This is a genomic window from Actinomadura sp. KC345 (assembly GCF_004348515.1).
In the GTDB taxonomy this organism is placed as follows: Bacteria; Actinomycetota; Actinomycetes; order Streptosporangiales; family Streptosporangiaceae; genus Spirillospora.
This window is the reverse complement of record NZ_SMKH01000008.1, coordinates 1-21511: the sequence shown is the minus strand read 5'-3', so window position 1 is coordinate 21511 and position 21511 is coordinate 1. Positions and strand designations below refer to the sequence as shown.

Here is a 21511-nt window from a genome sequence, read left to right as displayed (position 1 = left end):
GCACGCCATGCTGCGACTTAATGTCGACATGAAGTCAAGCGCGACCATGAGCATCGGCGAGGTGGCCGGGCACTTCGGCCTGGCCACGCACGTGCTGCGCCACTGGGAGACCATGGGCCTTCTCTCCCCCGAGCGCGCGACCGGAGGTCGCCGCCGGTACGGCCGCTCCGACCTCTACCGGGTCGCGAGCATCCTGCTCGCCAAGGAGGCGGGCCTCGCCCTCACCGACATCCGCGACATCCTGACGACCGCCGACGTCGAGAAGCGCCGCGACATCCAGCGCCGCCACCGCGATGACCTGGCCCGGCGAATAGCGGAGATGCAGGCCGCCCTGAACTTCATCGAAGGCGGCCTGAACTGCGACCACGAGGACATCACCGAATGCCCCAACTACCAATCCCTGGTAGCCGACCGAATAGGCACGCGCGCCCCACGAAGCGAGTAGACTACCCGGTCACCCGGATCAATCGTGGTTGGTGAGGAACAGAAGGGCGAGGATTTCATTGTCTTCGCTCAGGGCTTCGAAACCGTGCACCTCGCCATAGGGAGCCACCGGGAACGAGAGGATGTTGGCACCGGTCTCCGGATCGACGACCTCATTCGTCCAATTGTCCGTCCGGGTGCGGGACTCTTCGGACAGCAGGGTCTGCTTCGCCCTGAGAATCGCGCTCTGCTCGCCACGGCTCGCGCCCTGGCTCCGCAGGCACGCGTAGTCCCCGAGTAGCTGGCCCACGTCGTCGTAGCCGCTACTCCATCTCGTCGTGCGCAACCGCTCAGGTCCCGCGAGAGGTATGAAGAGCGTGTCCACGCGATACCGCCCCGGTTCGCCCTCGCCCTCGGGCACGCCGGCGTTCACGTACACGGGGTAGGTGCCGTCCGGCACGCGATGGACGAACGCTCCGGCCCCCTCGTTCTCGCGTTCGGGGCTCGTCCAGCGCACCACAGTGTCGACCACGACGAGATCTCCGGCCCAGCTGACCTTTTCAGGCGGTGGGCTGTACCAGCCGCCGAGCAGGTGGGGAGCCCACTTGCTCGCGATGAATCCCGGCGCGAACTCTGCCATTTCCATGTCGGCACCCATACCCGCGCACCTCTCACCGTGTTCGATTAATGCAACTCATGGCGCACTCTCCCACACCCTGCGACTCGACTTCAACCGATCCCTTGCCATAAGCAGTTAGCACTGGACAGTTTTCAGTACGGGGGCGCCGCTTCGGACCTTCGCGGAGGCGGCCGAGGACGCGGCATTGAGCGTCACAACAATGCGGTTCGGCAGGCGATGGATTTTGCGGAGTTCCGCGTTGGATCGAATACCCGTGCGAGTCGGGCCGTCGGGGCACCGGGCATTCTCGATGGCATTCTTCGGGATCGCGTGGGGTGGCGCGAGCCCGAAAGGCCGCGGTGACGCCGTGAGGCTTCCCCTGGTCAGGAGCGGCGTTTGGTGGCCCAGTCTCGGATTTTGGCTATGCGCTTCTGGATGTCCTCGGCGGTGGCCTGGGCTATGGCGGGGCCGCCGCAGGCGGCGCGGAGTTCGGTGTGGATGACGCCGTGGGGCTTGCCGGTGCGGTGGTTCCAGGCGCCGACCAGGCCGTTCAGCTCGCGGCGGAGGGTGGCGATGTCCTCGGCGGCGGTGCGGTCGTCGCGGGGGTCGCCGGTCTTGCGCCTGCGTTCGCCGGCGATCTGGGCGGCCTGGCGTTTGCGCAGGAGGGCCGACACCTGGTCGGGCTCCAGGAGGCCGGGGATGCCGAGGAACTCCTCCTCTTCGGCGGAGCCGGGCTGGGCGTGCATGCCGAACTCGCCGCCGTCGTAGACGACGCGGTCGAACGTGGCGGACGCCTCGACCGTCTCGAACGGGAGCTCCTCGCCCACGTCGGGCGTGTCCTCCTTGCGGTTGGCCTCGGCGAGCAGCTCGTCGTCCAGGCCGTCCTCGCGGACGGGGCGGTCGAGGACGTGGTCGCGCTCCTCCTCCATGTCGGAGGCGTGCCCCATGAGGGTCGGCACCGACGGCAGGAAGACCGAGGCCGTCTCGCCGCGCTTGCGGGCGCGGACGAAACGGCCGATGGCCTGTGCGAAGAACAGCGGCGTGCTGGTGGAGGTGGCGTACACACCGACGGACAGGCGCGGGATGTCGACGCCCTCGGAGACCATCCGGACCGCGACCATCCAGCGGTCTTCGGTGTCGGCGAACTGCTTGATCTTCTTGGACGCGCCCGGGTCGTCCGAGAGCACGACCGTGGCGCCCTGGCCGGTGACGGCGCGCAGCATCTTGGCGTAGGCGCGGGCGGTCTCGTGGTCGGTGGCGATGACCAGGCCGCCCGCGTCCGGGATGACGCGGCGCAGCTCGGTGAGGCGCCGGTCGGCGGCGGCGAGGACCTGCTTGATCCAGTCGCCCTTGGGGTCGAGCGCGGCGCGCCAGGCCTGGGCGGTCTGGTCCTGGGTGAGCGGCTCGCCGAGGGTCGCGGTGATCTCGTCGCCGGCGCGGGTGCGCCAGCGCATCTCGCCCGCGTAGGCCAGGAAGATCACCGGGCGGACGACGCCGTCGGCGAGGGCGGGACCGTAGCCGTAGGTGTAGTCGGCGCGGCTGCGCTTGATGCCGTCCGGCCCCTCGTCGTACTGGACGAACGGGATCGGGTTGATGTCGGTGCGGAACGGCGTGCCGGACAGCGCGAGGCGGCGGGCCGCGGGCTCGAACGCCTCCCGGACGGCGTCGCCCCAGGACAGGCCGTCGCCCGCGTGGTGCACCTCGTCGAAGACGACCAGCGACTTGCGGGACTCGGTGCGGTTGCGGTGCAGGGCGGGACGCGCGGCGACGGTCGCGTAGGTGATGGCGACGCCGTGGAAGTCCTTGCCGACGGGTCCCTGGCCGTTCTGGTACTCGGGGTCGATCCTGATGCCGACGCGGGCCGCCGACTCGGCCCACTGCCGCTTGAGGTGCTCCGTGGGGCACACGATCGTGATCGCGGAGATGACGCGGCGCTCCATCAGCTCGCGGGCGAGGCGGAGCGCGAACGTCGTCTTGCCCGCGCCGGGCGTCGCGACGGTGAGGAAGTCGCGCGGGCCGGGCTGCTGACCGTCCGCTCCGAAGTACGCCTCAAGCGCCTGCTGCTGCCAGGCGCGCAGGGACGACGCCGTCCCCCAGGCGGCCCGCTCGGGGAAGGCGGGAGGCATGTTCGATGCGGCAAAGGTGCTCACGGTCATCCGAGGCTACCGAGCCCCGCCGACAGAATGGGCCCCCGCCGCCTCACGTGTGCCCAGATCCACACCGCGGTGGCCGCTCGGACGGGCGCGGTAGGCGGCCCAGGCCGCCCGGATACGACGGCCCTGACCTGCGGTGAACTCCCTCATGCAGGCGTCGTGGGCATAGTCCATGAAGTTGTGGACGGGGTCGCGGCCCTTCTGCGGGCACGTGTCGCGGGAGTGCGGACATCCTTGCGCGGGGCTCGCCTCGTACGGGGTGTCGGCGACCCCGTCCCCGGGCGAGGAGCAGCCGTTCTCGAACGTGTGGAACAGGCCGAGCCAGTGCCCGATCTCGTGGACGGCCGTGTAGCCGCGGTCGAACCGCTGGAACGACCCGCCCGGCAGGCTGCGGTGGTCGATGACGACGCCGTCCATGCGCGGGTCCTCCCGGTACCACTGGGGGAACGTGGAGTAGCCCAGGACGTCCGTGCCCACGGCGGCCGTGTAGACGTTGAGCGTGCGGCGTCCTCCTTCGCGGAGGCGCTTCTTCATCGGGCTCTCGTGCTTCCGCGGGTGGTGGAACCAGGACGGGTTGCCCGTCCGGTCGTAACCGGCCAGGCGGAACCTGACGCGGGTGTCCACACCGCCCTTCTTGCCTCCGTACGCGGCGTTCAGCGTGGAGATCTGCCGCCGGACGGCCTTCTTCGACAGCCGGCCCTCGCGTCCGCTGTGGACGACGTGGAACCGCACCGGGACGACGACGCGCCGCGCCTTGCGCAGTGTGGAGTCGAGGCGCCGTTCGTCGGACGTGCCGAAACGGTCGTGGAGCGTCCGGCGGAGGTCGCCGAGCATGGCGACGACCTGCTCGCGGCCGAGGTCGGCGTGGTCGTGCGGCCGGGCGCCCGCACGCCGTGCGGCGGGGTCGGGGACGCACCCGTCGTCCCGTTCCGCCGCCGGGGCGGCCCGGATCCGCGTCCTGTCACTCACCGAACCTGAAACAGCACACACCGTGACCAGTAGTGCGCACACCGAAACCCCGGCCAGCCGCCGCATTCATCCCCCGTATGTTCTGGAAAACACCAAGTCCCGCGGCGGGCGCGCCACCGGGTTTCATCCCGGCGGTGGAACGCCGGCCGCGGGACCGTCCGCGCGCACGCCGAAGCGGGCGGCGCGCCCTCAGCCGCCCCCGGGCGGCCTACTCACTTCTCGCCGTCGCCGTCGCCGCCCGACCGCATGGATTCGTAGATCTCCTTGCACTCGGGGCAGACGGGGTACTTCTTCGGATCCCGGTTCGGCACCCAGACCTTGCCGCACAGTGCGATCACCGGCGTGCCGCTCACGGCACTCTCGGTGATCTTCTGCTTCTTCACATAGTGGGCGAACCGCTCGTGGTCGCCGTCACCGTGCGAGAGGTCCGGCCGGACATCACTCTGGGTGTCACCGTCGGGAAGAATCTTCGTACTCACGTCGCTCACCTTAGTTCAGCGTGGGGTCCTCGGGAAAAGTGGAGACGAACGCCAGGTCGCCGCCCTGCCTGCGCAGCACCTCCTGCCAGAGCCGGTCAGGGTCGGCCGCGAAGACGTCCCCGGCCTCGGCGGGCACCAGGTACCAGGAGCCGTCCTCGACCTCCGCGTGCAGCTGCCCGGCCGACCAGCCGGCGTAGCCCGCGAACACCCGCAGTTGCAGCAGCTCCGCCGCCAGCAGGTCCGGCGGGGCCTCCAGGTCGACCAGGCCGACCCTGGCGACCTCCGCGCCGCCGTCCAGCGCACGCCATCCGAGCGGCTCCTCCTCCCCCGGCAGGCGCGCCAGGGCCAGCGCGTTCTCCAGCCCGACCGGGCCGCCCTGGAACACCACGGCCGGGCCGGTGACGAAATCGGACCAGGGCGGCAGCACGCGGTCGACGGGGACCTCGGTCGGCCGGTTGAGGACAACGCCCAGCGTGCCGCCGTCGCCGTCATGCTCGACGAGCAGGACGACGCTCCGCCGGAAATTGGGATCCTCCAGCTGAGGGGTCGCGACCAGCAGGTGCCCCACCCTGATGCCGTCTTCCATGGGTTCCATGATGCGTTGCGCGGACCTCCGGCGGCACGTCCCCCCACTCGTTAGCCTGTTACGCATTCCTATCGATGGGGATATCGGCACGACAAGGACCTAGGTTAAGAATGATCTAGGATCATCGGCCACCCGCTTGGTGCGCGCCGGGAGGACAGCGATGCAGTTGCCCAGGGTCGTCATCGCCGCCGTGTTCTTCGTCATCGGGGCGCTGATCGCCGTCCCCGCCATCTTCGACGGCGCGGGGGGCGAGTCGAGCGCCTCGACGGGCGCGACGACCTCCGGGAGCCCGGACCCGTCCGGGAGCCCGAGCCCGTCCGGCACCGCGACCTCGCCGTCGCCGAGCCCGTCCAAGACGCCGGCGCAGGCGGTGACGGCCTCGATCGAGTCGGTCTCCTGCCCCGCGAGCACGGTGAACGTCACGATCCGCAACACCGGGCAGCGCAACGAGGACTTCGCCGTCGAGAAGAACGACGACACCGCCGCGATCCCCGGTGAGATCCAGGCCAATTCGACCCGCACCGTCGCCGTCGAACTCCGGGAGGACCGCTCCACCCGCATCACGGTCAACTGGGCGAACAAGCGGATCGAGAGCAAGACCGTGAAGGCGAACTGCGAGAAGGCGGGCGCGGCACCGACGAAGACGCCGCCGGAGGAGCTGCCGAACACCGGACCCGACGCGGTGCTGTGGGCGCGCGGCGCGACCGGCGTCGCCATCATCCTCACCGGCGCGATCATCTTCTGGTACGGCGGTATCTGGCCCCGCCGCCGCGACCCGATGCTCCCGAAGAACACCGACTGACCCGCCGACCCGACTGACCCGCCGACCCGGCCGACCCGCCGGGCGCGGTGGACGGCCGGGTCAGGCCTCGGTGCGGGGGCGGCCGCCGGCGGCCTCGCGAACGGAGCCGGCGACGAAGTTGCTCACGTCCGGGTGGAAGACGCTGGGGATGATGTAGTTGGGGCCCAGCTCGTCCGGCGTGACGACCTCGGCGAGGGCGGTGGCCGCGGCGGCGAGCATGTCCGTGGTGACGATGTCGGCCTGGGCGTCCAGCAGACCGCGGAAGACGCCGGGGAACGCCAGCACGTTGTTGATCTGGTTGGGGTAGTCGCTGCGGCCGGTGGCGATGACGGCGGCGTGCTCGCGGGCCTCGTCCGGGGACACCTCGGGCTCGGGGTTGGCGAGCGCGAACACGATCGCGTCGTCGTTCATCGTGGCGATGTCCTCGCCGGTCAGGATGCCGGGGGCGGACACGCCGATGAAAACGTCGGCGCCCTTGACGGCGCCGCGCAGGTCGCCCTCGTAGCAGGCGGCGTTGGTGTTGTCGGCGATCCAGGCGAGGGAGTCGTCCATGTCGTCGCGGCCCTTGTGGACGGCGCCGCGGTAGTCGCAGACGACGAGGTCGCGGGCGCCCGCGTGCATCAGCAGCTTCAGGATGGCGCTGCCGGCGGCGCCCGCGCCCGCCATCGCGATGCGGACCGAGCCGATGTCCTTGCCGACGACGCGCAGCGCGTTGGTCAGCGCGGCGAGGACGCAGATCGCGGTGCCGTGCTGGTCGTCGTGGAAGACGGGGATGTCCAGCAGCTCGCGCAGCCGGGCCTCGACCTCGAAGCAGCGCGGCGCGGAGATGTCCTCCAGGTTGATGCCGCCGAACGCGGGGGCCAGGATCTGGACGGTCCGGACGATCTCGTCGGTGTCCTGCGTGTCGAGGCAGATCGGCCACGCGTCGATCCCGGCGAACCGCTTGAACAGGGCGGCCTTGCCCTCCATGACGGGCAGCGCGGCCTCCGGGCCGATGTTGCCGAGGCCGAGCACGGCGGAGCCGTCGGTGACGACCGCGACGCTGTTGCGCTTGATCGTCAGGCGGCGGACGTCCTCGGGGTTGCGGGCGATGGCGAGGGAGACCCGGGCGACGCCGGGCGTGTAGGCCATCGACAGCTCGTCGCGGTTGCGCAGCGGCACCTTGGACTGCATCTCGATCTTGCCGCCGAGGTGCATCAGGAACGTCCGGTCGCTGACCTTGTGGATCTTGACGGACTCGATCCGCTCCAGCGCGCCGGAGATCGCCTCGGCGTGCTGGGTGTCGCGGGTGGCGATCGTGACGTCGATGCGCAGCGTCTCGTGGCCGGCGGTGTTGACGTCGAGGGCCGTGACGATGCCGCCGGCGTTCTCGACTACGTGGGTGATCTGGCTGACGGCCCGGCCGCCGGCCGGGACCTCCAGCCGGACGGTGATCGAGTACGACACGCTTGGCACGCTCGCCACGGCAAATGCTCCCTACTGCGAATGGGTGACCCATGTCCCGCTCGCCCCGCCGCGGCCGGGTCGGCGCGCGGAACGGTGCGTCCGGGGGCCGCGGCCGGGTCCCGTCCCGCGGCTCACACGCGCCGGGCAGCGACGATCGGTTCGACGGTCGCGGGCACGGACGGCCTCGTAGTGTCGATCACGAGGTGGAGAGCCGCGGATCGGCGGGATCGGCCCCGTAGAAGTGCTTCACGTAGGGCCGTCCCGGGCGCGGTCGTTGTCATCGAGCATACGCTCAACATCGCGGTCGGGTGCCCCGGTCGGCGCAGCTCGTCCCGGTTCGGCCGGGCGTCCCGGGTCCGCGAACCCCGCCGGAACGGTCAGAACAGGGCCGACTGGAGGGAGCGGCGGGCCTTGGCGACGCGCGGGTCGTCCGGCGGAAGGATCTCGAACAGCGACAGCAGGTGCTTGCGGGCCGCGTCGCGGTCGTCGCCCGCCATCCCGCGCACGGCGGTCAGCAGCCGATCGAACGCCCGCTCCGGCCCGCCGGACACCATCTCCACGTCGGCCGCGCTGATCTGCGCCTGGACGTCGCCCGGCTTGGCGGCGGCCTCCTGGACGGCGCCCTCGGCGTCCAGCGACCGGACCCGCAGGCTCAGCTCGACCAGCGCGAGGCCCTGCTTGGCCTGGGCGTCGCCCGGAGCGGAGGCGAGGACGGCCTCGAACGCCGCCTTGGCGCCGTCCAGGTCACCGCGCTGGATGGCGTCCTCCGCCTGCTGGTACACAGGGTCGGCGGTGGGCGCTCCGGCCGCGTCCAGGGCGTCGGCGGGCTGCTCGCCCTCGGGGGCGTCCGGCAGGATGCCCTCCTTGCGCAGCGCCTCGAAGAGCTGGTCGATGGCCTGGCGCACCTGCGGCTCCGGCGCCGCCCCGTTCAGGAACGGAAGCAGCTGCCCGGCGACGACCGCAGCGACGAACGGGATGCCCTGGACGCCCATCTGCTGCATGTACGCCGCGAGCTGCGGGTTGGCGTCGACGTCGACCTTGGCGAGGATCCACTTGCCGGCCGCCTCGGTGGCGAGCTTCTCCAGGATGGGGCCGAGCTGCTTGCACGGCCCGCACCACTCGGCCCAGAAGTCCACGAGGACGGGAACGGACTGCGACCGCTCCACGACCTCGGTGTTGAACGTCTGGTCGGTGACGTCCACGACGTACTGGCCGCCGGCCGCGCCCGCGGACGCGCCGCCGCCGCCCTGGGCCCGGCGCTCCTGCTGCTTCCTGGCGGCCGACTGGCGCGCCCCCAGGTCGATGGCCCCGTGCAACGAAAAGTCCCGAGAAGGCATGGGTCCATCCTGCCTCATGAGCGCCCGTGGCTGTGCGTCCGTACGCTCCCAGCGGAGCGCGGCGCCCGCATCGGACGGCCGATGCGTCCGGATCCGTCCGGATCCGTCGCACAATTCGGCAATTGAATGCCTTTTTCGAATTCGCCGTAGGGGCGCGGCGGGCAAAGAATCCAGGCGTCCTGCCGTAAAGGCAAAAAGATTGCTGGCAGCCATCACCAAGCCCGGTTATAGTCACGATGTCGATGCATCGCGGCACGGCTAAAGCGACCGGCGTGCCGGACCACCGAGAGGCGGCCCGGCCGGCGGGTGCCGAGCGGCAGGGTTGGGGGACCGAGGCCGCCGACGCACCCGGACATCCGGGGCTCGCCGCCCGCCGCCGCGACCGCATGACGAGCAATGGGGGGAAACTGTGATCGCGGAGCATTCCGTGATCGTGGCCCGAGGAATGGGTGTCCGCCGCGGGGGGCGGTGGCTCCTGCGCCCGGTGACCTTCGGCGTGCCCGAAGGCGTGGTCGGCCTGGCCGGTCCACCTGGTGCCGGTAAATCCACTCTGCTGGCCACGTTCGCGACCTTGCGCAGGCCGAACGCCGGCGCGCTGCACATTCTCGGACACGACATCGCGCAGTCCACCGGCCTGCGGGCCGCGCGGGCCGCGATCGGATACCTGCCCGCGCGGTTCTCCCGGGCGGAGCACATGACGGCCGGGGAGTTCGTCGAGTACGCGGCGTACTACAAGCGGACCAGCACGTCCGCGGCCCGTTCCATGGTCCGGCGGCTCGACCTCGCCGAGGCGGCCGGCACCGAGCTGGGGCTGCTGCCGCCCGACGTCCGGCTGCGCGCCGGGCTCGCCGCCGCGTGCGTCCACGAGCCCGACATGCTGCTCCTGGACGACCCGTTCGGCGAGCTGTGCGCCGCCGCCGAGCCCTGGCCCACCGGCGCCGACGGGCCCGGGAGGCAGGTGCTCACGTCCGCCATGACGGAGCTGATCCCGGTGCTGCGCACCCTCGCCCCGGCGGTGCTGGTCTCGGCGGACGCCACCGACACGCTCACCGGCTGGTGCGACCGCCTCCTCACGCTCGCCCGGGGCAGGCTCACCGAGCACCCCACGCAGTCCGCCGCGGCGCGCCGCGGGCGCAGCGCCGCCGACCGGCGGGCCCCCGACCCGGCGCCCGCGCCGGTGCCGGTGCCGCCCAAGCGCCGGCCCGCCCGGCTGACGCTGCCGCAGATGACGCTGCCCAGCGTGCCGCTGCCGCAGATGACGAGGCTGCGGGCACGGCGGCCGCCCGCCAGGAGCGCCACCGGTGTCTGACCTCGGGCGGGTGCTCCGGCTGGACGCCCGCCGCACGGCACTGCTGGTCGCGGTGCCGGTCCTCACCGTGGTCGGGACGGCGGCGGCCGTGCTGTCGCTGTGCCCGTCGGTCGCGTACTGGGACAACGCGGTCGTCGCGCTGGTCAACGCGGTCCGCTTCCTGGGGCCCGTCGCCGCGGGACTGGCGGCCTGGACGGCGGTACGGGAGCGTCCGCTGGACTACCTGCGCGACCTCACGGCGCGCTCCCCCGCCACCGGCGTGCTCTTCGATCTGCTGCTGCTGTCCGCCGCCGCGCTGGTCTCCTACGCCACGGTCGCGGCCGTGGTCGCCGCCGTCACGCTCGCGCAGGGCGGGGCCGGGCACCTCCACCCGGCCGGCGTGGCCGCGGGCGCGGGCTCGCTCGTCCTGCACGTCGTCGCCGGTTACCTGGCGGGACGCGCCGTCCCGCACCGGGCGACCGCCGCCCTGGTCCTCACCGTGACGGCGCTGTGGGCCGGCCTGCGCGTGCCCGGCATGTCCTGGTGGAGCCTGCTCCCGCCGGCGGCGTTCGACCAGATCGCCCTGTTCACCACCCTGCGCCCCCAGGTGCTCGTCCACCAGGCCACCTGGACGGCCGGGCTGATCACCGCGCTGATCCTCGGCTACGTGATGTGGGCGACGCGGCGGTTCCTGATCGTCCTGCCCCTGCTGACGGCGCTCGCCGCGACGTCCGCCGCGACGCTCGGCCTGCACGGCTCCGGCGGGACGACGGTCGCGCCCATGGCCGCGGAGCCGGTGTGCCGGGAATGGCCGCTGACCGTCTGCGTCCATCCCGCCCTGAGCGACGCGCTGCCCCGGCTCACGGCGGCGGCCACCCCCCTCGCCGCACGCCTGGACGACACGCCCGGCGCGTTCACGAGGGTGGAGCAGCGCCCGGCGTGGACGCCCGTCTCGGTGGCGGACGGCGTCGCCACCGTCCATCTCGACCAGGACCTCTCGCCCGGGTACGCGGCGCGGGCCGTCCGGCAGATCAGCCGGAGCATCAGGGACGCCGCCACTTGCGCCGCGTCCCCGGAGTCCCCGAACGGCTACCGCGCGCTGGTCGACGCGTGGCTCCTGGGCGACGCCCCGCCCGCCATCGCCGACACGCGCGCGGCGGGACGGTTCGCGTCGTGGAGCGAGATGGAGCGCCGCGCCTGGCTGCGCCTCAACTTCGCCGCATACCGGTCGTGCGCCCTGGGCCCCGCCGACTTCCGGTCGATCAAGCCCCGCCGGACCTCCAAGCAGGCGGAACGCGCGGCGAGGGACCTACGCGACACCGCGCGGCAGAACCCCCTGGGGCGCGACGACTGAGCCTGCCCCTGTGCGGCCGCGGCGGACCCCCAGCCGGCCGCGGCCGCACAAGGCCGTGTCGCGATCGGCGCGCGGCTCAGGCGGCGCTCGACGCGGGCGTCTCGGCGGGTGTCGTCCAGTGGCGCTCGACGAGGAACGGGGCGACGGGGAGCACGGAGGCCCCCAGCGCCAGCACCGTGCGCTTCATGTCCCAGCGGAGCGCCTCGCGGACGAGGAAGACCATCCCGACGTAGGCGATGAACAGGATTCCGTGGATCGGGCCCATCAGCTGCACGCCGACCTCCATGTCCGCTCCGTACTTCAGCGGCATCGCGACCAGCAGCAGCAACAGGAACGAGGCCGCCTCGGCGATGGAGACCAGGCGGAAAACACGAATCATGTCCACGCCGGTTCCAACGCACCGGCCTCAGCCCGGGGTTTCGTCCCGGGCTATGGCCTCGCTCACATCGACCTAACCCGCGCGTCAGGTACGGGGCGATCCAGCCGGGAATGTCCCGCTACATGGCTCGCCCGAAGAACGACGCCCCCCGCGCCCGGTGGCGCGGCCTGCTCACCCCCGTCCTCCTCGTCGTCGCGACCGTCGCGGTCGTTCTGGTGGCCCAGCAGGCCCTGCGCGGCCTGCCGGGATGGCTGAACCCGTTCGGCGTGGAGACCAAGGACCGCAGCGGGCCCGTCCTGCTGAAGTCGATCCGCGACATGCACCGCTACGAGGCGGCGCGCGGCAACTTCCAGGTCGTCGTGGACCTGGAGAAGGACGCCAAGTTCCTGCCGGGATCGCTGCGCGGCGAGCGCACCCTGTTCGTCGGCAACGGGTCCGTCGACGCCTATGTGGACTTCTCGAAGCTGGGCTCGGGCGCCGTGGAGGTGAACGCCGACCGGACGTCGGCGACCGTCAAGCTGCCGCCCGCCCAGTTGGAGAAGACCAACCTGGATCCGAAGCACAGCTACGTCCACGCCACCGAACGCGGCCTGATCGACCGCTTCGGCGACTTCTTCAGCGACAACCCGAACAACCAGCAGCAGCTCTACGTGCTGGCGTCCCAGAAGATCCAGGAGGCCGCCGCCCAGAGCGGCCTGAAGCAGCGAGCCGACGCCAACGCGAAGACGATGCTGGAGAACATGCTCAAGGCCCTGGGCTTCACCACGGTCACCATCACCCCCGCCACGCAGTGATAAGCACCGGCCTCAGCCACCGCCGTAACCGCAACAACCTCAACGATCGCGATCGCGTCCGAAGGCAGGTTTCGAGCCTGCGAGAAACCTGATCGCGCAGCGAGTCGGAGCGATGCAGCGATCGCACCGCAGTCCCCGCCGAAGGAGGGCCCCCAGGGCCCGACGCCAAGGGAACTGCAATGAACGCAGCCGCTAGGCGAGGGTTCGGGTCGGGACACGAATAAGCAGCCCGTCGCCTTGGCCGCCGCCGCCGCAGAGGCCCGCCGCGCCGAGGCCGCCGCCGCGGCGGTTCAGTTCGTAGGCCAGGTGGAGGACGATGCGGGCGCCCGACATGCCGACCGGGTGGCCGACCGCGATGGCGCCGCCGTTGACGTTGACCTTCTCGGGGCCGACGCCGAGGTCGCGCATCGACTGGATGCCCACGGAGGCGAACGCCTCGTTGATCTCGACGAGGTCCAGGTCGCCGACGGTCAGCCCCGCCTTGCCGAGGGCGTGCTTGATCGCGTTGGACGGCTGGGACTGCAGCGAGTTGTCCGGGCCGGCGACGTTGCCGTGGGCGCCGATCTCGGCGAGCCAGGTGAGGCCGAGCTCCTCCGCCTTGGCCTTGGACATCACCACGACCGCCGCGGCCCCGTCGGAGATCTGCGAGGACGAACCGGCGGTGATCGTGCCGTCCTTGCTGAACGCGGGGCGCAGCTTGGCGAGCCCCTCGGCGGTGGTGTCGCCGCGGACGCCCTCGTCGGCGGAGAAGACGACCGGCTCCCCCCGGCGCTGCGGGATCTCGACGGGGGCGATCTCGTCGTCGAACACGCCGTTCTTGATGGCCTCGGCGGCGCGCTGGTGGGAGCGGGCGGAGAACTCGTCCTGCTCCTCGCGGGAGATGTTCAGCTTCGCGTTGTGGTGCTCGGTCGACTCGCCCATGGCGATGCCGTCGAACGCGTCCGTCAGGGCGTCGTAGGCCATGTGGTCGAGAACCTCGACAGAGCCGTACTTGTAGCCGCCGCGCGACTTCGGCAGCAGGTGCGGGGCCCGGGTCATCGACTCCATCCCGCCCGCCACGACGATGTCGAACTCGCCCGCCCTGATCAGCTGGTCGGCGAGCGCGATCGCGTCCAGCCCGGACAGGCAGACCTTGTTGATCGTGATCGACGGGACGTTCATCGGGATGCCCGCCTTGACCGCCGCCTGCCGGGACGGGATCTGGCCTGCGCCCGCCTGAAGCACCTGGCCGAGGATCACGTACTGCACCTGGTCGCCGGACACGCCCGCCCGCTCCAGCGCCGCCTTGATCGCGTGCGCGCCGAGGTCGGCCGCGGAGAAGTCCTTCAGCGAACCCATCAGGCGCCCGATGGGGGTGCGCGCTCCGGCGACGATCACGGACGTGCTCATGAGGGGGCCTCCAGGGTGGTGCTGCGCGACGTTTGCCACCATACCCAGGAGAACATTGTCCGGTTTCGTTCGCCCCCGGCCCGGCCGCCCGAGTAGGGAGTACGCCCATGCTGACCCGCATCGACCACATCGGCATCGCCTGTCACGACCTGGAGGCCACCGTCGAGTTCTACAAGGCGACGTACGGCTTCACCGACGCGCATTTCGAGGTTAACGAGGAGCAGGGCGTCCGCGAGTGCATGCTCAAGATCAACGACACCGGGGACGGGGCGGCGAGCTACCTGCAGCTGATCGAGCCGATCCGGGACGACTCGGCTGTCGCGAAATGGCTGGCGAAGAACGGCGAGGGCGTGCACCACATCGCCTTCGGGACGGACGGGACGGTCGAGGACGAGGCGTCCGGCATCGCGGGCAAGGGCGTCCGCGTCCTGTACGACGCGCCGCGCAACGGATCGATGGGATCCTTGATCAACTTTTTGCACCCCAAGGACTGCCACGGCGTCCTCACGGAGCTCGTGCAGAAGCGCTGACCGTCCCGCATGATCTTCCGGAGGCGTCGCCACAGGGGCGCGACCGGATCGTGACGTGTTCGATATCACCGTCACGGACGGCGGGGTGCCGACTGCCGCTGTGTGACCGTTCCGACACATCTGGTGCATTTGTGGTGCCCGTACCTGGGCGGCGACCGGCGGGGCAAGGGAGTTCACAAAAGGGACAAAATACGCAGCGCGTCAAGATGAGCCCCCAACACGGCAGTGTCCGGAGTACGCTTCATTCGCCGGAAGAGGTCTGGGGCACTGCGCCCGTCATGCCAGGCGATCAACCGGTCCCCGGAACTACCCGTAGCCTCCGTCACATCAGGATTGAGCCACATGCAGTCCGACATCGACGCCCAGCTCAGCAACTTCTTTGAAGACACGCCCCCGCGCGAATTCGACGTGGTGCTTCGCGGCTACGACCGGCACCAGGTCGACGAGCACATCAAATCGCTCGACAACGAGGTCCGGCAGACCCGCGAGCAGACACAGGCCCTACAGCGGGAGCTGTCGGACGCCCATCGGCAGCTGCAAGAGCAGGAACGTCCCACATACTCCGGTCTAGGCGCGCGCATCGAGCAGCTGCTCAGGCTCGCCGAGGAGCAGGCCACCGAGCTCGTCCAGGCCGCCCGCTCCGAGGCGAACGAGATCAAGGCCGCGGCCAAGGTCGACGCCGCCGAGCAGCGCGCCACCGCCGAGAACGACGCCGCCGAGCTGCGCGCCAACGCGCAGCGCGAGGGCGACGACATGCGGGGCGCGGCCGAGCGGGAGGCCGAGGAGGTGCGCACCTCCTCCCGCCGTGAGGCCGACGAGCTCACCTCGACGACCGAGCGCGAGGTCGCCAAGCTGCGCGCCACCGCCGACCACGAGGTCGCCGAGAAGCGCGCCGCCGCCGAGCGTGAGATCGCCAAGCTGCGCACCACCACCGAGCGCGAGGTCGCGCAGCTGCGCGCGTCCACCAAGCGCGAGCGGGACGAGATCCTCACCACCGCCAAGCGGCAGGCCGACGAGATGCGGGCCCAGGCCCAGCGCATCCTGGAGGAGAGCGAGGCCCAGCGCGCCCAGGCCGAGGCCGAGTTCGAGATCCAGCTCGCGGCCCGCCGCGAGGAGGCCGACCGGCAGGACGCCGAGCGCCACGGCGCCGCCCAGGCCGCCACGCAGAAGCTCGTCGCCGAGGCCGAGCAGCGCGCCGCGTCCGCCGAGCAGCGGGCCGGCAAGGCCACCCAGCAGGCCGAGCAGACCCGGCGCGAGGCCGACTCGCACGCCAAGCAGCTCATGGCCAACGCCCGCAAGAACTCCGACAACGTCATCGCCGAGGCCAAGGCGCAGGCCGAGCAGCTGCTCGCCGAGACCAAGGCCGAGGCCGACCGCGTCCGGACGGCGGCGCAGCGGCAGGTCGACGAGCTGACGCGCCAGCGCGACAGCATCACCAGTCACCTCAACCAGCTGCGCCAGCTGATCGGCGGCGTCGCGCCGAACCTGGGCGCCGACGAGCTTGCCGCACCGCCGGAGCCGGCCGCGATCCCCGCGCCCGAGCCCAAGCAGGCCCCGGCGCAGCAGGCCGAGCAGCCCCGGCAGCAGCAGCCCGCGGGCAAGGCAGCACCTGCCAAGCAGGCCCCCCAGGCCAAGAAGTCCGACGAGGACGACGAGGACTGGTGGCAGGAGTGAACCGGCCGGCCGGTTGACGGCGGCCGCACCGTGACGGGAGAGCCTAGAGGCGCAGGAAACGCCTCTAGGCTTTCCGTCGTCTCACCCAGGAGCGCGCGGCCCGGCCCGCGCCGCGCGTGCCGGACCACGGCAGGATGGAAGAGGAGAGCGGCGTGCCCGACGAGACCCCCCGCGAGGACGAGCCGGAGGCGACCCCCGGCACGGGTCGCTCCGCCACCGGTCGCAGGATCCCCGCTCCCACCTCACCCGCCGACGACGACCGACCCGCCGACGAGGACGACCAGGCCACCGGACCCGGCCGCGCCGACGACGAGACGTCCGGCGACGACGAGACGTCCGGCGACGACGAGACGTCCGGCGACGACGAGACGTCCGGCGAGGACGGCCGCGGTGAAGCGGAGGCGTCCCGGGAAGGCGGGCGCGACGAGCCGGACGAGGACGGCCGCGCGCCCAGCGGAGCGCTGAAACCCGAGGAGACCGAGGAGCCCGCCGGGGAGCGCGACCCGGCCACCGGCGCGCCGGTGAACCTCCCGGCGGTGCAGGTGGCCGAGCAGCCGGCGCGCGGGCCGGACTCGCCCGACCCGGTGGACGACGTGGAGCAGCGCAGGCGCGAGGCCGGCGTCGACCACCTGTTCCCGTTCGGCCGGCCCGGCCAGCCGCTCGGCCGGGCGCACCCGTTCGTGTTCGGGTTCACCGCGGCGCTCGGCGTCATGACCGCCTGGCTGCTCGTGCAGGCCGCGTCGAACGCCAAGTCCGTGATCGTGATGATCGTGGTGGGGATGTTCCTCGCGGTCGGCCTGAACCCGGCGGTGGAGCGGCTCCGCAAGGTCGGGTTCCCGCGCGGCGCGGCGGTGGCGACGGTGTTCATCGCCGTGCTCCTGTTCTTCGCGGGCTTCGTCGCCTCCCTCGTCCAGCCGGTCACCGAGCAGGTCAACGAGCTGCGCGAGAGCATCCCCGAGTACGTCGGGCAGTTGCAGGAGAACGAGACGCTGGCCGAGTGGGACGAGCGCTACGGGCTGCTCGACCGCGCGGAGCAGACGGTCAACAGCCCGGACTTCCAGAACACGCTCACCGACACCGCCACCGGCATCGGCAGGGTCGCGATCAACGGCGCCTTCCAGACGGTCACGATCCTGATCCTGACGCTGTACTTCCTCAGCTCGCTGCCGCAGATCAAGACGTTCTTCTACCGGCTCGCGCCCCGCTCCCGGAGAGCGCGCGTCGCCCTGCTCGGCGACGAGATCCTCGACCGGATCGGCGGCTACGTCGCCGGCCAGTTCACGATCGCGTTCATCGCGGGCCTGTCGTCGTACATCTTCCTGTCGATCCTCGGGGTGGACTACGGCCTGGCGCTGTCGCTGATCGTCGCGGTGACGGCCCTGATCCCGCTCGTCGGCGCGACGATCGGCGCGGTGGTCGTGGGCCTCGTCGCGTTCCTGACCGGGAGCACCACGGACCTGATCATCGTCGTGATCTTCTATCTCGTCTACCAGCAGGTGGAGAACTACGTGCTGTATCCGCGCGTCATGAAGCGGACGGTGGACGTGCAGCCGGCGGTGACGATCGTGGCGGCGCTCGTCGGCGCGGCCCTGCTCGGCGTGGTCGGCGCGCTGCTGGCGATCCCGACGGCGGCGGCGATCGCGCTGCTGATCCGCGAGGTCGCGATGCCGAGGCAGGAGACGCTCTGACCGGGCGGGCGCTCAGCGGCCGATCCGGGCGAGGGCGGCGGCGAACTCCGCGACGGCCTGGTTGAACAGGTCCGGCTGCTCGACGGCGCACAGGTGCCCGGAGCGCGGGATGACCAGCAGTTCCGCGTTGGGCAGCGCGTCGGCCATGGCGCGGGCCTCGTCCTCGGTGGCCAGCGCGTCCTCGTCCCCCACCATGACGAGGGCGGGCACCCGCACGCTCCGGAGCGTGTCGAACGCCTCGGCGCGCCCGGCCATGGCGCGCTGCGCCCACGCGGCGGCGCGCGGCGGGGTGGCCTGGACGAGGCCGCGGACCCGCCCGTAGACGAGGGCGCGCTGGCGGATCGTGGTGGGCCCGACGAGGCCGGGCAGCACCTCGTCCACCAGGACCTGCGTGCTGTCGTCGGCTTCGAGGCGCCCCGCCTGCCGCAACCGGACCTCGCGGACGGCCTCGGCGTCGGCGGCGGCGCGCGTGGCGGCCAGGACCAGGCCGAGGACGAGGTCGGGATGCCGCCGGCACAGCGCCATCGCCACGTAGCCGCCCATCGACAGGCCGCCGACCACGGCGCGCCCGACGCCCAGCCGCCGGAACACCGCCGCGACGTCGTCGGCCATCGCGTCGACCGACGGCTCGTCGTCGCCGAGCACGGAACCGCCGAAGCCGCGCAGGTCAGGGGTGATGACGCGGAACCGGTTCGCGAGCCCCTCCCGCTGGGCGAGCCACATCGCCGAGGACAGCGGGAAGGCGTGCAGCAGGACGAGCGGTGTGCCGGTTCCGACGTCCCTGGCGTGAAGCTGCACGGTCATACGCCATCGTTACCCGCTATGGGGTCGTGCGTGACGAGAGTGGCCGCGATCGGCCGCATGAGGTTATTCGCCCGGTTCGTCCCATTCGGTGGGAAGGGGGAACGCCTCCGGAGCGACCCGCCGCACGACCTCGTCCAGCACGATCCGGACGTACGGCTCGCCGACCCAGAGGTGCTTGGCGTTGTCGACCGCGACCACCTCGGCCTGCGGGACGCGCTTGAACCGCTCACGCGCCTCCGCCGGACGCAGGTAGTCGTCGAACTCCGGGACCAGCGCCACCACGGGCCGCCCGTCGGCGCCCCAGGCGTCCAGGTCGGCATCGCCCGCGCGATGCAGCGGCGGGGACAGCAGGATCGCGCCCTCGACCAGCGGGTCGCGTCCCCACTTCAGGGCCAGCTCGGTGCCGAACGACCAGCCGAGCAGCCACGGGCGCGGCAGGTCGTGGTACTCGGTGTACTCCAGGGCCGCCGCGACGTCGAACCGCTCGGTCTCCCCCTCGCCGAACTCGCCCTGGCTCGTGCCGCGCGCCGACGACGTGCCCCGCGTGTTGAACCGCAGCACCGCCAGGCCGGCGAGCGCGGGCAACCGGTAGGACGCCTTGCGCAGGACGTGGCTGTCCATCATGCCCTCGGCCGTGGGCAGCGGATGCAGGCACACCAGCGTCGCGGCCGGCGGCCGCTCGGGGGGCAGCGCCAGCTCCCCGACCAGTTCCAGGCCGTCGGAGGTGTGCAGCGTGATCTCCTCGCGCCGCGCCGGCAGCACGGTGGCCGCCCTGATCTCCGCCATGGGTCTCCTTCTAGTAGCGGGGCGCGTCACGCGAACGCATGACACGGGGCGAGCGCCGGTCGCGGGCCTGCCAGCAGGGACGATGCCAGTGCCGCCGGTCCCGGCCGCCCTCGTCGTCCGCCCGCCACGCGACGACGTGCGCGACGCCCGGCGGGATCTCCTGGTCGCACCCGGGGCACCGGTACGCCTTGGCCGCCCCCGCCCCCGAGATCGCCCGGACGATCCATTCACCGTCCGGTCCCTCCTCGGTCTCCTGAGTCCACGCCCCGCCGCCGCGCGACGGGCCGCCCGACACGGTACGGCGGTTCTTCCGGGGGCTCATGGTTCGAGGATATTCAGCGCAGCGGGGCGCCGGCGGTGAGGTGCTCGGTCAGGAGGGGCACGGGCGCGAGCGCGGGTTCGCGGGTCTCGGCGTGGAGGGCGTTCAGGACGGTGACGGCGCGGTCCAGGCCGAGGCGGTCGAGGTCGGCGATCGGGCCGGTCGGGTAGCCGCAGCCGAGCGTCATCGCGGCGTCGATCGAGTCGGCGTCGGCGTAGCCGGCGCCGAGCATCGCCGCGGCGTCGTTCAGGTAAGGGAAGCGCAGGGCGTCCACGATGAAGCCGGCGCGGTCGCGGCAGCGGACGGCGGTCAGGCCGAGCCGCCGGACGAGGCCGGCGGCCCGGTCGGCGACCTCCGGTCCGGTGGCGACCGTGGAGGCGACCTCGGCGAGGTCCCCCGCCGGGTCGGGCAGGTGCAGGCCGACGACGTCGGCGGCGCGTCCGGTGGCCATCGCCTGCGCGATCACCGAGCCGTCCACCGACGTGACGGCCAGGACGGCGCCGGACCCCGCGGCCTGGGCGGCGGTCGACAGCAGCGCCCGCCCGGCCTCGGCGTCCTCGGCCGCCTCGATGATCAGGTCGCAGTCGCCGAGCGTCGCGGCGGAGTCGCGGACCTGGGCGCCCGCCCGCTCGCACCGCGCGGCGATCGCGTCGGCCAGCGGGCCGACGCCGATGATGCCCACGACCGGCGGCGCTCCCGCGGGGGCCTCCTCCCCGGCGGCGGACCCGCCGTGGTCGTGGAAGCCGCGGCCGGTCTTGCGGCCGAGGAGCCCGGCGGTGACGAGTTCGCGCAGCAGCGGGGAGGCGGCGTGGCGGCGGTCCCGCGACTCGGCGTAGATCGCGTCCAGCACCTCCACACAGGTGTCGAGGCCGATCAGGTCCATGAGCGTGAACGGGCCCATCGGCAGGCCCGCGCCCGCCGTGATCGCGGTGTCGATGTCGTCGCGGGTCGCGTGCCCCGACTCCAGCATCGACGCGGCCTGGTTCAGGTAGCCGAACAGCAGCCGGTTCGCGACGAACCCGGCGCGGTCCCCGATCGTGACCGGTGTCTTGCCGAGGCCCTTCACCAGGTCCGCGACGCGCGCCACGGCGGCCGGCTCGGTCAGGACGGTCCCGATGACCTCGACGAGCTTCATCACGGGCGCCGGGTTGAAGAAGTGGACCCCGACGATCTCGGCGGGGCGGCCGGTGGTGACCGCGATGTCGGTGACCGACAGCGAGGAGGTGTTGGTGGCGAGGACGGCGTCGTCCCGGCACACGCGGTCCAGCTCGGCGAACACCGTGCGCTTCAGGTCGAGCCGTTCGGGGACGGCCTCGATGACGAGGTCGCAGCCGCCGAGGTCGGCGAAGTCCGTCGACAGCGTGACCCGGCCGAGGATCTCACGCCGCGCATCCTCGGTGAGCCTGCCGCGCTTGGCGGCCCGTCCGGTCGAGCCCTCCAGGTGCCCGCGCCCGCGCTCCAGCGCCTCCGTGCCCACCTCGATGCCGACGACCGCGAGGCCACCGCGCGCCAGCACCTCCGCGATGCCCGCGCCCATCGTGCCCAGTCCGACGACGCCGACCCTGCTGAACGAACCACCAGTCATGACGGCAGTCTCCCAAAGCGCTCGCGCGCCCACGATGGCGGGTACGACGGGGACGTGCGCTTCGGAACCTTCCTCCTCACCACCCGCTTCCCCCACCGTCCTCCAGC

Annotated in this window: 21 protein-coding genes; 8 read left to right on the top strand and 13 right to left on the bottom strand. The window is 72.0% G+C overall.

The window, feature by feature from the left end:
* Window positions 1-28 precede the first annotated feature (28 nt).
* The gene (locus E1281_RS02535) at window positions 29-445 is read left to right on the top strand and encodes a MerR family transcriptional regulator (protein ID WP_131875474.1); all 417 of its coding nucleotides are present in this window, start codon (window positions 29-31) and stop codon (window positions 443-445) included.
* An 18-nt stretch (window positions 446-463) separates the two neighbouring features.
* Here E1281_RS02535 and E1281_RS02530 read toward each other — a convergent pair whose 3' ends face one another.
* The 5 genes from E1281_RS02530 to E1281_RS02510 form a co-directional block, all read right to left on the bottom strand.
* Window positions 464-1081 (bottom strand): hypothetical protein, encoded by a 618-nt coding sequence (locus E1281_RS02530; RefSeq protein WP_131875473.1) that lies wholly within the window; start codon window positions 1079-1081, stop codon window positions 464-466.
* A gap of 344 nt (window positions 1082-1425) precedes the next feature.
* Window positions 1426-3168 carry a DEAD/DEAH box helicase gene (locus E1281_RS02525; protein ID WP_131875520.1) on the bottom strand — a complete coding sequence of 581 codons (1743 nt, stop codon included), beginning with the start codon at window positions 3166-3168 and terminating at the stop codon, window positions 1426-1428.
* A gap of 36 nt (window positions 3169-3204) precedes the next feature.
* Window positions 3205-4164: a zinc metalloprotease gene (locus E1281_RS02520; RefSeq protein WP_243716504.1), complete on the bottom strand. Its 960-nt coding sequence runs from the start codon at window positions 4162-4164 to the stop codon at window positions 3205-3207.
* Between the two features lie 212 nt (window positions 4165-4376).
* Window positions 4377-4643 carry a DUF3039 domain-containing protein gene (locus tag E1281_RS02515; protein ID WP_207943064.1) on the bottom strand — a complete coding sequence of 89 codons (267 nt, stop codon included), beginning with the start codon at window positions 4641-4643 and terminating at the stop codon, window positions 4377-4379.
* Between the two features lie 10 nt (window positions 4644-4653).
* Window positions 4654-5229 (bottom strand): YqgE/AlgH family protein, encoded by a 576-nt coding sequence (locus tag E1281_RS02510; protein ID WP_131875470.1) that lies wholly within the window; start codon window positions 5227-5229, stop codon window positions 4654-4656.
* Between the two features lie 160 nt (window positions 5230-5389).
* Here E1281_RS02510 and E1281_RS02505 point away from each other — a divergent pair, with 160 nt between their 5' ends.
* Window positions 5390-6031 carry a hypothetical protein gene (locus tag E1281_RS02505; protein WP_131875469.1) on the top strand — a complete coding sequence of 214 codons (642 nt, stop codon included), beginning with the start codon at window positions 5390-5392 and terminating at the stop codon, window positions 6029-6031.
* A gap of 60 nt (window positions 6032-6091) precedes the next feature.
* On the opposite strand, the gene E1281_RS02500 is transcribed toward E1281_RS02505, so the two are convergent.
* Both E1281_RS02500 and E1281_RS02495 read right to left on the bottom strand, forming a co-directional pair.
* A complete protein-coding gene (locus E1281_RS02500) occupies window positions 6092-7495 on the bottom strand; it encodes an NAD-dependent malic enzyme (RefSeq protein ID WP_131875468.1) in 1404 nt (467 codons plus the stop codon).
* A gap of 359 nt (window positions 7496-7854) precedes the next feature.
* A complete protein-coding gene (locus E1281_RS02495; protein ID WP_207943063.1) occupies window positions 7855-8793 on the bottom strand; it encodes a tetratricopeptide repeat protein in 939 nt (312 codons plus the stop codon).
* Window positions 8794-9298: 505 nt separating this feature from the next.
* Here E1281_RS02495 and E1281_RS02490 point away from each other — a divergent pair.
* Both E1281_RS02490 and E1281_RS02485 read left to right on the top strand, forming a co-directional pair.
* A complete protein-coding gene (locus tag E1281_RS02490) occupies window positions 9299-10123 on the top strand; it encodes an ATP-binding cassette domain-containing protein (protein WP_243716502.1) in 825 nt (274 codons plus the stop codon).
* Window positions 10116-11456, top strand: a complete 1341-nt coding sequence (locus E1281_RS02485) for a hypothetical protein (RefSeq protein WP_207943062.1) — start codon at window positions 10116-10118, stop codon at window positions 11454-11456. The genes E1281_RS02490 and E1281_RS02485 overlap by 8 nt, the downstream gene beginning before the upstream one ends.
* Before the next feature lie 76 nt (window positions 11457-11532).
* On the opposite strand, the gene E1281_RS02480 is transcribed toward E1281_RS02485, so the two are convergent.
* Window positions 11533-11835 (bottom strand): DUF3817 domain-containing protein, encoded by a 303-nt coding sequence (locus E1281_RS02480; protein WP_131875465.1) that lies wholly within the window; start codon window positions 11833-11835, stop codon window positions 11533-11535.
* Window positions 11836-11957: 122 nt separating this feature from the next.
* Here E1281_RS02480 and E1281_RS02475 point away from each other — a divergent pair, with 122 nt between their 5' ends.
* Complete coding sequence (locus tag E1281_RS02475) at window positions 11958-12629, top strand: DUF4230 domain-containing protein (RefSeq protein WP_131875464.1); 672 nt, start codon at window positions 11958-11960, stop codon at window positions 12627-12629.
* A 192-nt stretch (window positions 12630-12821) separates the two neighbouring features.
* Here E1281_RS02475 and E1281_RS02470 read toward each other — a convergent pair whose 3' ends face one another.
* Entirely contained in the window at window positions 12822-14018 is a 1197-nt protein-coding gene (locus E1281_RS02470; RefSeq protein WP_131875463.1) for an acetyl-CoA C-acetyltransferase, read from the bottom strand.
* A 107-nt stretch (window positions 14019-14125) separates the two neighbouring features.
* Between E1281_RS02470 and mce the strand changes: the two genes are divergently transcribed.
* The 3 genes from mce (at window position 14126) to E1281_RS02455 (ending at window position 17910) form a co-directional block, all read left to right on the top strand.
* Window positions 14126-14548: a methylmalonyl-CoA epimerase gene (gene mce / locus E1281_RS02465; RefSeq protein ID WP_131875462.1), complete on the top strand. Its 423-nt coding sequence runs from the start codon at window positions 14126-14128 to the stop codon at window positions 14546-14548.
* A gap of 342 nt (window positions 14549-14890) precedes the next feature.
* Window positions 14891-16222, top strand: coding sequence for a DivIVA domain-containing protein (locus E1281_RS02460; protein WP_131875461.1), 1332 nt, complete (start codon window positions 14891-14893; stop codon window positions 16220-16222).
* A gap of 152 nt (window positions 16223-16374) precedes the next feature.
* Entirely contained in the window at window positions 16375-17910 is a 1536-nt protein-coding gene (locus E1281_RS02455; RefSeq protein WP_243716501.1) for an AI-2E family transporter, read from the top strand.
* 12 nt (window positions 17911-17922) lie between these two features.
* Here E1281_RS02455 and E1281_RS02450 read toward each other — a convergent pair whose 3' ends face one another.
* The 4 genes from E1281_RS02450 to E1281_RS02435 form a co-directional block, all read right to left on the bottom strand.
* On the bottom strand, window positions 17923-18714 hold the full coding sequence (locus E1281_RS02450) for an alpha/beta hydrolase (protein WP_131875459.1): 792 nt from the start codon (window positions 18712-18714) through the stop codon (window positions 17923-17925).
* A gap of 63 nt (window positions 18715-18777) precedes the next feature.
* A complete protein-coding gene (locus tag E1281_RS02445) occupies window positions 18778-19500 on the bottom strand; it encodes an alpha/beta hydrolase (RefSeq protein WP_131875458.1) in 723 nt (240 codons plus the stop codon).
* A 10-nt stretch (window positions 19501-19510) separates the two neighbouring features.
* Entirely contained in the window at window positions 19511-19822 is a 312-nt protein-coding gene (locus E1281_RS02440; RefSeq protein WP_131875457.1) for an ATP/GTP-binding protein, read from the bottom strand.
* A 13-nt stretch (window positions 19823-19835) separates the two neighbouring features.
* Window positions 19836-21404 (bottom strand): 3-hydroxybutyryl-CoA dehydrogenase, encoded by a 1569-nt coding sequence (locus E1281_RS02435; protein ID WP_131875456.1) that lies wholly within the window; start codon window positions 21402-21404, stop codon window positions 19836-19838.
* Between the last annotated feature and the right edge of the window lie 107 nt (window positions 21405-21511).

What these genes read in the sequence shown, in the direction of transcription:
- E1281_RS02460 (WP_131875461.1), top strand. Translation starts at nt 14,891, where the DNA reads ATGCAGTCCGACATCGACGCCCAGCTCAGCAACTTCTTTGAAGACACG.
- E1281_RS02450 (WP_131875459.1), bottom strand. Translation starts at nt 18,714, where the DNA reads ATGACCGTGCAGCTTCACGCCAGGGACGTCGGAACCGGCACACCGCTC.
- E1281_RS02535 (WP_131875474.1), top strand. Translation starts at nt 29, where the DNA reads ATGAAGTCAAGCGCGACCATGAGCATCGGCGAGGTGGCCGGGCACTTC.
- E1281_RS02530 (WP_131875473.1), bottom strand. Translation starts at nt 1,081, where the DNA reads ATGGGTGCCGACATGGAAATGGCAGAGTTCGCGCCGGGATTCATCGCG.
- E1281_RS02480 (WP_131875465.1), bottom strand. Translation starts at nt 11,835, where the DNA reads ATGATTCGTGTTTTCCGCCTGGTCTCCATCGCCGAGGCGGCCTCGTTC.
- E1281_RS02470 (WP_131875463.1), bottom strand. Translation starts at nt 14,018, where the DNA reads ATGAGCACGTCCGTGATCGTCGCCGGAGCGCGCACCCCCATCGGGCGC.
- E1281_RS02475 (WP_131875464.1), top strand. Translation starts at nt 11,958, where the DNA reads ATGGCTCGCCCGAAGAACGACGCCCCCCGCGCCCGGTGGCGCGGCCTG.
- mce (WP_131875462.1), top strand. Translation starts at nt 14,126, where the DNA reads ATGCTGACCCGCATCGACCACATCGGCATCGCCTGTCACGACCTGGAG.
- E1281_RS02435 (WP_131875456.1), bottom strand. Translation starts at nt 21,404, where the DNA reads ATGACTGGTGGTTCGTTCAGCAGGGTCGGCGTCGTCGGACTGGGCACG.
- E1281_RS02525 (WP_131875520.1), bottom strand. Translation starts at nt 3,168, where the DNA reads ATGCCTCCCGCCTTCCCCGAGCGGGCCGCCTGGGGGACGGCGTCGTCC.
- E1281_RS02445 (WP_131875458.1), bottom strand. Translation starts at nt 19,500, where the DNA reads ATGGCGGAGATCAGGGCGGCCACCGTGCTGCCGGCGCGGCGCGAGGAG.
- E1281_RS02440 (WP_131875457.1), bottom strand. Translation starts at nt 19,822, where the DNA reads ATGAGCCCCCGGAAGAACCGCCGTACCGTGTCGGGCGGCCCGTCGCGC.
- E1281_RS02505 (WP_131875469.1), top strand. Translation starts at nt 5,390, where the DNA reads ATGCAGTTGCCCAGGGTCGTCATCGCCGCCGTGTTCTTCGTCATCGGG.
- E1281_RS02510 (WP_131875470.1), bottom strand. Translation starts at nt 5,229, where the DNA reads ATGGAAGACGGCATCAGGGTGGGGCACCTGCTGGTCGCGACCCCTCAG.